Here is a 12,705-nt window from a genome sequence, read left to right as displayed (position 1 = left end):
AACGAAAGGGGAGTGCACCATGAGCACCCAGCATATAAGGGATTTGGTCATTGTCGGTGGCGGCCCTGCGGGACTCTCTGCATCTTTGTATGCCGCACGCGCTTTGCTCGACACCGTTACCCTCGAGCAGGAGGCCGTGGGCGGCCAGGCCATCCTCACGAGTGAGATAGACAACTACCCGGGTCTGCCGCACACCGACGGCTTTAGCCTCTCTGACGCAATGAAGGGGCAGGCCGAGGAGTTTGGCGCAGACATCCGCATGGAAGATGTCAGATCAATCGAGCGGGACGATACGACCGGAATCTTCACCGTTGCCACGTCCTCTGGGAGCTATGCCTCCAAGGCAGTCATCCTTGCCGGAGGAGCCTCGCCGCGCGAGGCGGGCTTTGAGGGCGAAAGGGAGTTTCGCGGCCACGGCGTCTCGTACTGCGCCACGTGCGATGGCATGTTCTATCGCGGCAAGCAGGTGTTCGTGGTGGGCGGCGGCAACTCCGCCTGCGAGGAGGCGCTCTTCCTGTCAAAGTTCGCAAGCAAGGTCACGCTGCTGGTGAGGAAGGACCACCTGCGCGCCACGGCGCTCGTCGCTCGCGAGGTGAGCCAGAACCCCAAGCTCGAAGTCAGGTTCAACACGTCGCTCGTTTCCGTGACGGGCGGGACGCTCCTGAGCGGGGTCACGCTTCGAGACAATCTCAGCGGACGCGAGACGACCGAGAAATACGACGAGGGCTCCTTTGGCGTTTTCGTCTTCGTCGGACGCGTTCCTGGCTCCAGCCTCGTCGAGGGACTTGCTGAGCTCGATCCCAGGGGCTACGTCGTTACCGATGACCACATGGCAACGCGTACGCCGGGACTCTATGCAGCCGGAGACGTCAGGCGTACCCCGCTCAGGCAGGTCATCACGGCTGCGTCCGATGGCGCCGTCGCGGCAACCAGCGTTGCCACGTTCCTCGGACAGCCGCTCGAGGGGTAGCTTCGCCAGAAACGTGGGATGCCAGAGGGCGTCGTTCCAAAGTGGGAGGCGCCCTTTTCTTTCCCCTTATATAACCGCGATAATATATGTTATGTAAAGTGGGAAATTAGTTCGAAGAATGGGGAGGGCGACCAATTCTCGTGGTCGCCCTCCCCGTGCGTAAGCTTCTGACAGGACCTACAGCAGAACCTACATGCGGTCGTGGCAGGTGCGCGCGATGACGTCGAGCTGCTGCTCGTGCGTTAGGTCGATGAACTTGACGGCGTAGCCAGAGACGCGGATGGTGAAGTTGGCGTACTCGGGCTTCTCGGGGTGCTCCATGGCGTCCTTGAGCTTGTCGACGCCAAATACGTTCACGTTGAGGTGATGCGCGCCCTCGCTAAAGTAGCCGTCCAGCACGTGGACCAGGTTGCCGATGCGCTGCCCCTCGTCGTTGCCCAAGGCACCCGGGTTGATGGTCTGGGTGTTGGAGATGCCGTCGAGCGCGTACTCGTACGGGAGCTTGGCGACGGAGTTGAGCGAGGCGAGAAGCCCGTTCTTCTCGGCTCCGTAGGAGGGGTTGGCGCCGGGCGAGAACGGCGTGTAGGCGGGGCGCCCGTCAGGCAGCGCGCCGGTCGCCTTGCCGTACACCACGTTGGACGTGATGGTCAGGATCGAGGTCGTGGGCTCGGAGTTGCGATAGGTGTGGTGCTTGCGGATCTTGGTCATGAAGGTCTTGAGCAGCCACACGGCGATGTCGTCGGCCCTGTCGTCGTCGTTGCCGTAGCGCGGGAAGTCACCCTCGACCTTGTAGTCGACCACGAGGCCGCTCTCGTCTCGAACGGTCTTGACCTTGGCGTACTTGATGGCGCTCAGGGAGTCGACCACGTGAGAGAAGCCCGCGATGCCCGTTGCGAAGGTGCGCCGCACGTTGGTGTCGATGAGCGCCATCTCGGCGGCCTCGTAGTAGTACTTGTCGTGCATGTACTGAATGAGGTCGAGGATGTTGACGTAGAGGCCGGCGAGCCAGTCCATCATGAGGTCGAACTTGTGCATAACCTCGTCGTAGTCAAGGTACTCGGACGTGATGGGCGCAAGCTCAGGACCGACCTGCATGTGGTTGCCCTGCTTGTCGTTGAACTTTGCGTCCTTGCCACCGTTGATGGCGTAGTTGAGGCACTTGGCAAGGTTGGCTCGGGCACCGAAGAATTGCATCTCTTTGCCCGTCTCGGTCGCGGAGACGCAGCAGCAAATGCTGTAGTCGTCACCCCAGACCGGGCGCATGACGTCGTCGTTCTCGTACTGGATGGACGAGGTGTCGATGGAGATCTTGGCGGCGTAGCGACGGAAGGCCTCGGGAAGGCGCTTGGAGTACAGCACCGTGAGGTTGGGCTCGGGCGCCGGCCCCATGTTCTCGAGCGTGTGGAGGAAGCGGAAGTCGTTCTTGGTCACCATGGAGCGACCGTCCTGGCCAAGGCCAGCGACCTCGAGCGTCGCCCACACGGGGTCGCCCGAGAACAGCTCGTTGTACGAGGGGATGCGGGCGAACTTGACCATGCGGAACTTGAGGACCAGGTGGTCGATGAGCTCCTGGGCCTCGGACTCAGTGATCTTGCCCGCCGCAAGGTCGCGCTGCATGTAGATGTCCAGGAACGTGGAGATGCGACCCACGGACATGGCGGCGCCGTTCTGGGTCTTGATGGCGGCAAGGTAGCCAAAGTAGAGCCACTGCACGGCCTCGTGGGCGTCACGCGCGGGCTGGCTGATGTCGTACCCGTAGGCGGCGGCCATCTCCTTCATGCCCTTGAGGGCGCGGATCTGCTCGGCGATCTCCTCGCGGAGCCTGATCACGTCGTCGGTCATGGTGCCGTCGCCGCAGTTGAGGAGGTCCTCCTGCTTCTTGGCGATCAGGAAGTCGATGCCATAGAGCGCCACGCGCCTGTAGTCGCCCACGATGCGGCCACGGCCGTAGGTGTCGGGCAGGCCGGTGATCACGTGGCTGTGGCGCGCCGCGCGCATCTCCGGCGTGTACGCGTCGAAGACCGCCTGGTTGTGGGTCTTGTGGTACTCGTTGAAGATCTTGTGGTACTTGGGGTTGATCTTGTAGCCGTAGCTCTCGGCTGCCTGCTCGGCCATCTTGATGCCGCCGTAGGGCATGAAGGCTCGCTTGAGAGGCTTGTCGGTCTGCAGCCCCACGACCTTCTCCAGGTCCTTGAGCTCGGGGTCGATGTACCCGGGACCGTAGGCGGTCAGGCCCGAGACGACCTCGGTCTCGCAGTCGAGGACCCCGCCGTTGGCGCGCTCCTGCGCCTGCAGCTCCTGGACCTTGCCCCATAGGGTGTCGGTCGCCTTGGTGGGGCCCTCAAGGAACGACTCGTCTCCGTCGTAGGGCGTGTAGTTGCGCTGGACGAAGTCGCGGACGTTGACGTCGTCCGTCCAGTGTCCAGCTGTGAAGCCGCCCCACTCTTCCCTCATGTGCATCGGTGCTCCTTCCATCGTTACTGGCGAATATTTGAGAGGCCCTACTCCCCCTTGCAGAGGATGCGCCTCGCGTGCTCAATGCTCTCCTGGCTCGGAGGTTCCACGCCCTCGAGCGGATACGGGATTCCCAGCTCGTCCCACTTGAACTTGCCCAGCGTGTGGTATGGGAGGACCTCCACGCGCTCGACGTTGGGAAGACCGTCCACAAACGCCCTGGTGGCTCGCAGCTGCCCGTCGTCGTCCGTGACGCCCGGGACCAGAACCTGGCGTATCCACACCGGCTCCCCCACCTCCGCCAGAAAGCGCAGGCCATCGAGGATGTTCTCGTTGTCGTGTCCCGTCAGCCACCTGTGGCGCTCCGGGTCAATATGCTTGATGTCTGCCAGCACGAAGTCGCAGAACTTGATGAGGCGACGGAACGTGGAGAAGAACGGCTCGTCGCGCGTGAAGGGCTGGAGCGAGGTGTCAAGGCAGGTTCCAATCCCCCGCTTGCGTGCCTCCTCAAAGAGCTCGGCAACGAAGTCCGCCTGGAGAAGCGCCTCTCCCCCACTGACCGTGATGCCACCTTCCGGCCCCCAGTACGAGCGGTACCGCTCGGCCTTGTCCAGAATCTGCGTTGCGGAGAGAAGCTGGCCGCCGTCCCTGTCCCAGGTGTCCGCGTTGTGGCAGTAGCGGCACCTCATGTCGCAGCCCTGGAGGAAGACGACGAAGCGCACGCCGGGGCCGTCTGCGGAGCCAAACGACTCTGTTGAGTGAACCCTACCCAGCACGACAGCCCCCTCGGATTGTTTCGTCTTGGTGACAGGGACAATCTATCCGAGGGGACCGCATGCGTTCCATGATTCTGGTCAAGTAACGAAAAGGTCAGGGTATTTCATACCTCATATTGTGGGGCATCGGCAGAACCACCCGAAATCTTGCGGAGCGCCTCGGGGTCCATGACCTTGAGGCGCCCGCGCCCAAGCCGCTTCACCACGCCCTCGCGCTCCAGGGAGGCCAGGTTGCGCGAGACGGTCTCGGGCCTCAGGCCAACGGAGGCAGCGATGTCCTCGAGCTTGAGCGAGATCTCGCCCCCCAGGCAGCGGTGGTCCCTCAGCAGGAGGAAGCCGGCAAGCCGACGGCGCGGCTCGCGAATCCCGAGCATCATGACCTTCTCCTCCGCGTCATCGAGCTCGGTGCAGACCATCCTGATCAGGCCCATGGCCACTTCGGGGCGCTGGGCGATCAGCTTTTCGAAGCTCTTGCTGTGGATGCGGCACACCTCGACGCGCGAGAGGCACCCCACCGAGTAGTGGTAAGACGTTGTCCTCCAGGAACATCCCGTGCCAGATGGCCTGGCCGTCGTGCAGGATGTCGAGAACTGTCTCCTCGCCGCTGGGGTCCACGCGGAAGGTCTTGATGCGGCCCGAGCGCACGATGAGTATGGAGTCGATGGGGTCACCCTCGGCGACGATGATGTCGCCCCGCTGGTAGGTGGTCTGCGTGGCATGCGAGAGGAGCTCACGCCTTGCCTCGAGGTCGAGGCCGGCGAAGAGGCGTATCTGGCTCATGCAGACCGCGCCGTTCCTGTGGAAGGCGCACTGAGTCCCAAACGGGCATTCGCTTGGCGCCATGGGCACTACCCTCTTCGCACTCGAATCAATCGGCACCTTCGTTCCTCCCTGACGGCGCTTGGCACTCACGCCTGACGGCTACCATTCGAGGGTACCTCGTACGGCAACCTGGCACACGTGGATCACGAATACTGAACCCTGGGACCCGGGCGCTAGCGCGAGCGCGGAGTGCGCTCAGTGGTCACCGAGCCTCGCGCGAGGTTCCAGACAGCTCGGTCGCTCTCGCCACCTGCGGTCATGATCACCAGGATCTCGTCCAGAGCGAGCAGCTTGGTCGACCCCGTGGGGACGATCTCGGTGGACCCGCGGCTGATGGTCACCACCCTGGCCCCCTCCGGCCAGGGTATCTCGGCAAGGGTGCGACCCTCCATCCTGCTTCCCGCGCCGACGGTGTAACTGTGCAGCTCCCTCTCGCCGCCCGCTCGTGTGCCGCGGGTGGGCTTGGTGGAGCCAAGGAGCCTCGAGAGCAGGTGCTCGTAGAACGGGTCGACCCCAAGCAGGCTCGCGGTGACATACGAGACCATGGAGACAATCGAGGCGCTCAGCATGGCGTCGAGGCTTCCCGTGAGCTCGAAGGCCAGCACCACGGCGGTGACGGGCGCCTGCACCACGGACGCGAAGAGCCCCGCAATGCCCAGCACCACGAAGTTGGTGACGTACGATGCGGGGAGGCCCAGGTACTGGTTGGCGAAGGTGCCAAACAGGAGACCGCAGAGCACGCCCATGACGCAGAGGGGGAATAGCGTTCCGCCCGGGGCGCCCGAGGCAAAGCTCACGGTCGTGTACAGATACTTTCCCACAAGTAGCAGCACGATGGTGCCCAGCGCCAGGTTTCCGGGCGCGGCGATCTGCTCCAGGATTGCGTCGCCGCCGCACATCAACTGCGGCGCCAGGAAGGCGATGGGGAGTGCGAGCGCAAAGGGGATGGCGATCCTGGAATACGGCACGCCCCTGGTGATTCGGGAGTACAGGCGCTCCGTGCAGGCGAACATCCCCCTGTTGTGGAGGGCCCCCGCAACTCCGCAGAAGAGCGCAAGCATCACCACGTAGGCATACAGGGGATGCGGGAGGTCGCGCGAGAAGACGAACTGGAGGACCGGCTTGACCCCCAGCACCTGTGACACCAGGAAGTCGGAGGCAATGGACGAGGCCATGACCGAGATGATGAGAGGGGCCGAGAACTCCTTGTGGATCTCCTCCAGGGCAAAAAGCACGCCCGTGAGCGGGGCGTTGAAGGCGGCGGACATCCCGGCGGCGGCGCCGCACGTCACGAGAAGGCGCTCCTCTCCCCTGCCGCGACCGAGGGCGCGTGAGACCGCCTTGCCGCCCATGGCACCCAGCTGCACGCTGGGGCCCTCCCTGCCCAGGGACAGGCCCGAGAAGGCACATAGGGTTCCCTCGGCGAACTTTGCGAGCATCACGCGGTGCCAGGGCATGTCGAGCTTGCCGATGACCTCCGCGTCCGTCTGGGGGATTCCGGAGCCCTGGGTGAAGGGCTCCCAGGTCATGAGCCTTCCGACGGCGAGGCACGCTGCGACGAGGAACATCGCGAAGAGCACCGTCACGATTAGGCTCGTCCTGGCAAGTGCGATGGTGCCCCTAAGGGCGCGTTCGGCAAAGGAGAGGGACAGGCGATACAGCGTGACGACTCCCCCGCCTGCCAAGCCAACGAGGACGCCCTCCCAGACCATGTCGACCTGAAACCTCCTTGAGAGCCTCCAGGTGACTCCCCTGCGCCCTGCGCCCAACACCATACCGAGAGCCCCGCTTTCCTCGTTTTCCATAAACCACCGTCCCATGGTAGGACACGGGGCGGTGTTGAAGCGTCGGGATAAGGAAGAGGGGCGGGTGCGGCAAGCCTGCCGAAATCCCGCCCCTCCGATGGTGCGTTGGCATGAGCCTAGTACGTTCCGCCGCCGATGAAGGAGTACACGGAGGCGATGCAAACCGTCCTGCCGGGATACGGGGCATGAATCATCTGGCCGTTGCCGATGTAGATGCCCACGTGACCCGAGCTGGGGAACACGAGGTCGCCCACCTTGAGGTCGCTCATGCTGGTCTTCCAGTCGCCGGAGGCCTTGAGCGAGGCGATCATGTCGTAGGTGGTGCGGCCGCGCTTGTAGCCGTAGGAATAGCAGACCAGGCCGGAGCAGTCGACGCCACTCGCGGAGGTGCCACCCCACACGTACGGCACTCCGATCATGGAGTAGGCGGTGCTGAGCCCGCCGCCCGAGGCGCCGCCAGTCGTGGAGGAGCTGCTATTGCCCGACGAGCTGGAGCTGGAGCTCGAGGAGCCGCTAGATGAGCTGCCCTTGTTGGAACTCGAGGAGTTGGAAGACCCGGAGCTTGAAGAGCCCGAGTTGCCCGTGCTGCCGCTTGAGCTAGATCCCGAGCTGGAGTCGCCGGACGAGGTGCTTCCGGAGGTGGAGCTACCGGAGGTTGAGGAAGCCGCAGATCCCGTGGAGGACGTGGACGAGGAGCTCCCCTGAGTGACCTGCTGGAGCACCGCTGCGGTCGCCGACGAGTCGCCGCTGCCGTCAGACTGTGACGCCTCCGCAGCAGCCTGCGCCTGCGCCTGAATCTGTGCCTGCTGCTCGGCACTCAGGCTGTTGTAGTAGCTCTGGGCCTCCGAGATCTTGTCGTTGTAGTCGGCAAGCTGGCTGTTGAGCGTGTCGACCGCAGACTGCTGCTGTGACTGCTGCTCCTTCAGGCTCGCTTGCTCCGCCTGCAGCTGCTCCTGCATCTGCTTGACGGACTCGATCTTCTCGGATCGCGACTCGTTCACCTTGGTTGCGTAGTACAGGCGAGAGACGAGGTCGCTGATGTTCGAGGAGCCCAGCACGACCGAGGTGAGGTCAATGCCGCCCGACTTGTAGTCGTTGCGCAGGCTCTGCTCCAGCTCCTGTTGCGCCTGGGCGACCTTCTGCTGGTCATCGTCTATCTGCGACTGCTTCTCGTCGATCTGGTATTGGGTGTCCTCGAGCTTCTGGGTCGTCTCGGAGAGCGAGGACTGGAGCGACTCGGCCTCCTTGCTCAGCGTCTCGATCTTCTGGGACGCCGCATCGAGGTCCGACTGGTCGACCGCCAGGGCGGCGGTGGGCACGCTCCCGAGGGCGAGGGTCGCGGCGAGACCAGCACAAACTGCCCTGCGCGCGATTGACTCCCTGTGGGAAGAGAACTTCATGAGACCATCCTTCCGTAATCTGGACCCATACATTCTAGCGCCAGCGACGCGAAGGGCATCAAAAGCCTCCTCCAAGCCACCCAAAGAGCGGCCCCGCCAGCAAGATGGCGGGGCCGCTACCTGCACGTTTCAGCAAAGATAGTGCTTGTGTGCTTCTAATGCACCTTGATGAGCGTGAACACGTCCTGGTCAAACTCCTCGCCTATGACCTTGCGGGGGTTGAGGAACTCGAGCTCGAGGACGAAGGAGAAGCCAACAACGGTCGCGCCGCCCTGAAGAGCGAGCTTGGCGGTTGCGACGGCGGTGCCACCCGTGGCGACGAGGTCGTCCACGATGAGCACGCGGTCGTCGGCGGTGACGGCGTCCTTGTGCATCTGGAGCTCGTCCGTGCCGTACTCAAGTGCGTAGTCCTGGGTGTAGACCTCGCGCGGGAGCTTGCCCGGCTTGCGCGCGGGGACGAAGCCGGCACCCAGGCGGTATGCGACGGGGGCACCGATGAGGAAGCCCCTGGCCTCCGCGCCCATGACCTTGGTGACACCCGCATCCTTGAAGTGGTCGGCAATCTGGTCCACGGCCTCGTGCAGCCCCTCGGGGGAGGCCATGAGGGGGGTGATGTCCTTGAAGATCACGCCGGGCTCGGGGTAGTCGGGGATGTCGATGATGTACTTCTCAAGGTCGACGGTAGACACGGGAGTTCCTTTCTCGCTGCGGGGGTCCCACATACCGCAGACGATGTTACTCCCTCTACTGCTCCATCTGGCTGAAGGTCTTGGAAATCTGCCGTCTGATGAGCGTGTCCCTCACCTGGTCGGTGAGCACGAGCATCTGCTGAAAGGCCATGCCAAACTGCTTGCGGTTCTCGTCGGTCAGTTCCATCTCGACCCCGCCGCCCTTGCGGGCGAACACCACGAGCGCCTGCTCAAACATGGCGCTCTCCCTGTTGGCCGCCGTGACGTACTGGCGCAGGTTCTTGGGGCCAATCCCAAAGTGGCGCAGCTCGTCGCACGCCCGGATGAGGGGGAAGTCCCTTCCGTCCACCAAGTCTCTGCCGTGAGGGGACTTCTTGAGGGGGATCACGCCCGCCTCGGAGAGCTGCCGCACGAAGCTGACCGGCACGCCAAGGAGCTCGGGCATGCGGTCGATGGGGTGGAGCTTCTCGGCTGCCTCCTCGTCCTGCGGGAGCAGAGTGGGGGACGAGATTGCGTCCAACGCTGAGCCGCCCTCCCCTGTCTTGCCGTCCAGCTGCTCTTTGATGACCGAGAGCGGCAGGAACCGGTTCTTCTGGAGGTAGAGGATGGTCTCGAGCCTATGGACGTCGTGCTGCGAGTACAGGCGGTACCCCGAGGGCGTTCTCGAGGGGTTGAGAAGCCCCTCGTCCTCGAGGTAGCGGACCTTGGAGATGGAGAGGTCGGGATACTGGGCCTGGAGCTTCTTCACGACCTTGCCGATTGTGAGGTACCCGGCGTCAGGCATCCTTAGTTCCCAGTCTCGATCCTGGTTGCGCGGCGGTTGGCGTGGAACACCATGCGGAAGGTGCCGATCTGGATGGTGGAGCCGTCCTTGAGCATGGCGCGGTTAACGATGGCGCCGTCGACCCAGGTGCCGTTTAGGGACCCGAGGTCCTCGATGGTCGCGAAGCCGGAGCCCAGGCCGGAGAGGTCCAGGCGCGCGTGGTGGCGCGACACCGTCATGTCGTTGAGGAACACGCTGTTGCTGGGGTCTCTCCCGATGCTTACCACCTTGTCGGTGAGCTCGAAGACCGACCCGGTCTGGGGGCCCTTGACGATGGTGAGGGTGGGATTGTTGGGCTGTGCCTGCCCCATGATGTCGGGCGAGGTTGCCTCTGTGGAGGGCATGCGAAAGATCTCGGTTGCGCCCATCTCTGCATTTGTGTCCTTGGACTGCATGCTTCTCCCATCAGATCGATTGCATTTCAGAACATGATACCGCTACCTGCAGGCGATGCAGTCCATCTCCACCAGCGCGCCCAGTGGCAGGGCTGCCACCTCAACGACGGAACGCGCCGGCGCGGGAGTGGGGAACCTCCTGGCATAGACCTCGTCGACGGCGGGAAGTAGGTTCAGGTCGGTGAGGTAGAGCGTGGTCTGGGCCACGTCCGAGAGGGAGCATCCGCACTCGTCGAGGAGGGTCTCGAAGACCTGGATGATACGGTCGGTCTGCTCGCGCACTCCACCGTCCACGAGCCGCTGGGGATCATGGGGGTCTACGGCCACCTGGCCCGAGGCGAAGATGAGTCTCCCGGCGGTCGTTCCCTGGGAGTAGGCGCCCAGGGGCTCGGGTGCGCCGGGGGCGTTGATGGAATACTTCATGCTACCTCCCTGCTGGCTGGCGTCTGAGGAACCCTGAGCGGCGGAGTCGCCAAGGGATATGCCTCGCCGTTGGTTGCGGTTGCCTTAGCTACATACCCTAAAGGGAATGTAGCTATCAACCGTCAGCCAAAGATGCCACGGGAACCGATGAAGCCGCCCTCCTCGCGGACGAGGCCATGGGAGAGAAGCTCGTTTGCATCGAGCTTGAGGGTATCCGTGGTGCCGAGGAAGGGCATCCAAGGAAGTGCCTGTTCGACCCTGGCGGCTAGCCCCGTGGTACCGAGCGGGGAAACCGAGGGGAACGAGAGGAGGCTCCTCCACATGACGCGCGCGAAGGCGGGTGGAACGAGAAGGAGGTACGCGGGTTCGTCGCCCAGTTTTGGCGAGGCGACGAGAGACTCGATCCTGCCGTCCAGCATGAGGTTGCCCACTCCACCCGGGGTTGGGACACCCTCCCCGCCGCGGGCGTAGTCCGAGAGGACGGCCGTGGCGGTGCTCCCCCACAGGAGGAGGGGCACGAGCCTCTCGCCCACCTCCTCGAGGCTGACGCCCCCATAGGGACGGAAGCCGTCACTCTCGATGCCCTTCACGAAACCAAGCCAGGCAAAAAGGGTCTCTCCCCTGGGGGTGAGGTCCCAGAGCACGTACTCCTGCCGTCCGGTCCTGGAGGCGAGGGGGACGGAGGCCATGGAGCCGTCGCCCAAGAGGGACGCCTCGAATGCCGTCTCGCCTACTGCGAGGCGACTTCCCGCGAGGGTTGCCTCGGCAAACTGCTGGGAGCCATCGCCAGAGATCAGAATGGTTGGTATTCCGCTGAGGTCGACGAGGACGCTGCCGTCCACGGGGTCTGGCTCACCTGTGGAGCCAATGGGATAGGAGCTGGGACCCAGGAGTCGGCGTCCCTCTCCCCCGTCAAAGGTGCCACCAAGGAGCAGGTGCTCCTCGTACAGCGGGGAACGTTCCATTGCGGGTCCTCCCCTACGCCGCGTCGCCCTGCGGGATCGTGTAGAACAGCGGCAGCTCGAAGATGTTGAACGCCGGAATCCGGTAGAGCCGCGTGCCTGCCACGTAGGTGGTGCTGCAGACCCTCCTGCCATCCTGCGTCCACTCCGCCATGCCGTAGGCCCCGCCGGGGTCCACGAGGTTGTTGGCGTTGAACAGGTTAGTGGTGTACGAGATGTCCGCCTTGGGATACGAGCGACCATTCGCGTTGGCCGTGCTGCTCACGAGCAGCTTGCCAAAGAAGCTGGTGGAGCAGTTGGCGACGCGGATGACCTGTCCCCTGCGAACAAAGCTCACGTGGTTGAGGTAGGTGTCGAACGCCCAGTCCATGAGGGTCTCGGTGTCCTTGAACCTGCCGTCGTTGGTGGAGCACCCCAGGACGCAGGTGAAGAGCTGGACGCCCCAACGCTTGGCGGAGCCCAGGAAGCTGGTGCCAAACTCGACCTTGCCGGTCTTGATGCCGCACAGTCCCACGTAGGTGTCCATGAGGTCGTCGGTGGAGTGCAGGGTTACGGATGCGCCACCCGCCGTGACGGTGTAGCTGCGCGTCATGACCGCCTGCGCAATGAAGGGGTAGTTCTCGAGCGCGTAGCGTCCCAGGACGGCAAGGTCATGCGCGCAGGAATAGTGCCCGTCCGCCTCGAGGCCGGAGGGGTTGGCAAAGTGTGTGTGCGTGAGCCCCAGCTCCTGCGCCTTCTTGTTCATAAGCTCAACGAAGGCGTCGACGCTCCCGGCGACGTTGATGGCGACGTTGTCGGCCGCGTCGTTTCCGGAGTAGACGAGCATCGACATCATGAGGTCGTAGAAGCTGGGTGTGTCGGTGCTGGTGTAGCCCACCAGCTGAGCCCCCGCTTCGAAGTCCTCCTCGGTGATGGTGCAGGTATCGTCCATCGACTTGCCCGAGTCGAGCGCGACGATGGCGGTCATGATCTTGGTTATGGACGCCATGGGCATCTCGGCGTAGGCGTTGCTCTCGCTCAGCACGTTCCCGCCCTGGTCCATGACGCAGTAGGCCTGAGCCTCGGAGAGCGTGGGTGCGGCGGCGCCCGTGGCTGCGAGTGCGAGGGACGGGGAGCAGACGAGCGCCAGTGCGGAAAGGGCGAGAGTCGCGAGGGCGAAGGCAAGGCGACGCATGGGGGCGCGCAC

General features: G+C 63.9%; 13 protein-coding genes. 1 reads left to right on the top strand and 12 read right to left on the bottom strand.

Translation table 11 applies throughout. The features are described 5' to 3' along the window. Positions 1-19: 19 nt before the first annotated feature. Positions 20-970: an NAD(P)/FAD-dependent oxidoreductase gene (locus FYJ68_RS02980; protein ID WP_154433847.1), complete on the top strand. Its 951-nt coding sequence runs from the start codon at positions 20-22 to the stop codon at positions 968-970. A 189-nt stretch (positions 971-1,159) separates the two neighbouring features. On the opposite strand, the gene pflB is transcribed toward FYJ68_RS02980, so the two are convergent. From pflB to FYJ68_RS02920, 12 genes are all read right to left on the bottom strand, one after another. After that, a complete protein-coding gene (gene pflB / locus FYJ68_RS02975) occupies positions 1,160-3,424 on the bottom strand; it encodes a formate C-acetyltransferase (protein WP_154434411.1) in 2,265 nt (754 codons plus the stop codon). Positions 3,425-3,471: 47 nt separating this feature from the next. Further along, the gene (gene pflA / locus FYJ68_RS02970) at positions 3,472-4,200 is read right to left on the bottom strand and encodes a pyruvate formate-lyase-activating protein (protein WP_326832184.1); all 729 of its coding nucleotides are present in this window, start codon (positions 4,198-4,200) and stop codon (positions 3,472-3,474) included. Positions 4,201-4,304: 104 nt separating this feature from the next. Beyond that, a complete protein-coding gene (locus FYJ68_RS02965) occupies positions 4,305-4,631 on the bottom strand; it encodes a Crp/Fnr family transcriptional regulator (protein WP_154433845.1) in 327 nt (108 codons plus the stop codon). After that, entirely contained in the window at positions 4,594-5,043 is a 450-nt protein-coding gene (locus FYJ68_RS02960; RefSeq protein ID WP_154433843.1) for a Crp/Fnr family transcriptional regulator, read from the bottom strand. Before FYJ68_RS02960 ends, FYJ68_RS02965 begins: the two co-directional genes overlap by 38 nt. Before the next feature lie 152 nt (positions 5,044-5,195). Further along, on the bottom strand, positions 5,196-6,797 hold the full coding sequence (locus FYJ68_RS02955; RefSeq protein ID WP_154434407.1) for a ClC family H(+)/Cl(-) exchange transporter: 1,602 nt from the start codon (positions 6,795-6,797) through the stop codon (positions 5,196-5,198). A 146-nt stretch (positions 6,798-6,943) separates the two neighbouring features. Further along, positions 6,944-8,227, bottom strand: a complete 1,284-nt coding sequence (locus FYJ68_RS02950; RefSeq protein ID WP_195837697.1) for a C40 family peptidase — start codon at positions 8,225-8,227, stop codon at positions 6,944-6,946. A gap of 155 nt (positions 8,228-8,382) precedes the next feature. Further along, positions 8,383-8,916 (bottom strand): adenine phosphoribosyltransferase, encoded by a 534-nt coding sequence (locus FYJ68_RS02945; RefSeq protein WP_326832183.1) that lies wholly within the window; start codon positions 8,914-8,916, stop codon positions 8,383-8,385. Between the two features lie 55 nt (positions 8,917-8,971). After that, positions 8,972-9,700, bottom strand: a complete 729-nt coding sequence (ftsR, locus tag FYJ68_RS02940; RefSeq protein WP_154433836.1) for a transcriptional regulator FtsR — start codon at positions 9,698-9,700, stop codon at positions 8,972-8,974. Between the two features lie 2 nt (positions 9,701-9,702). Continuing rightward, a complete protein-coding gene (locus FYJ68_RS02935) occupies positions 9,703-10,134 on the bottom strand; it encodes an FHA domain-containing protein (RefSeq protein WP_154433834.1) in 432 nt (143 codons plus the stop codon). Positions 10,135-10,176: 42 nt separating this feature from the next. Continuing rightward, on the bottom strand, positions 10,177-10,557 hold the full coding sequence (locus FYJ68_RS02930; protein WP_154433832.1) for a RidA family protein: 381 nt from the start codon (positions 10,555-10,557) through the stop codon (positions 10,177-10,179). Between the two features lie 122 nt (positions 10,558-10,679). Next, positions 10,680-11,522, bottom strand: a complete 843-nt coding sequence (locus tag FYJ68_RS02925; RefSeq protein WP_154433830.1) for a hypothetical protein — start codon at positions 11,520-11,522, stop codon at positions 10,680-10,682. 13 nt (positions 11,523-11,535) lie between these two features. Further along, positions 11,536-12,705, bottom strand: a complete 1,170-nt coding sequence (locus FYJ68_RS02920; protein ID WP_326832182.1) for a D-alanyl-D-alanine carboxypeptidase family protein — start codon at positions 12,703-12,705, stop codon at positions 11,536-11,538.

Origin of the sequence: Olsenella porci (genome assembly GCF_009695875.1) — a bacterium.
Classification (GTDB): domain Bacteria; phylum Actinomycetota; class Coriobacteriia; order Coriobacteriales; family Atopobiaceae; genus Olsenella_H; species Olsenella_H porci.
Note: the sequence above shows the minus strand (reverse complement) of the source record. Positions and strands in the feature narration are given on the sequence as shown.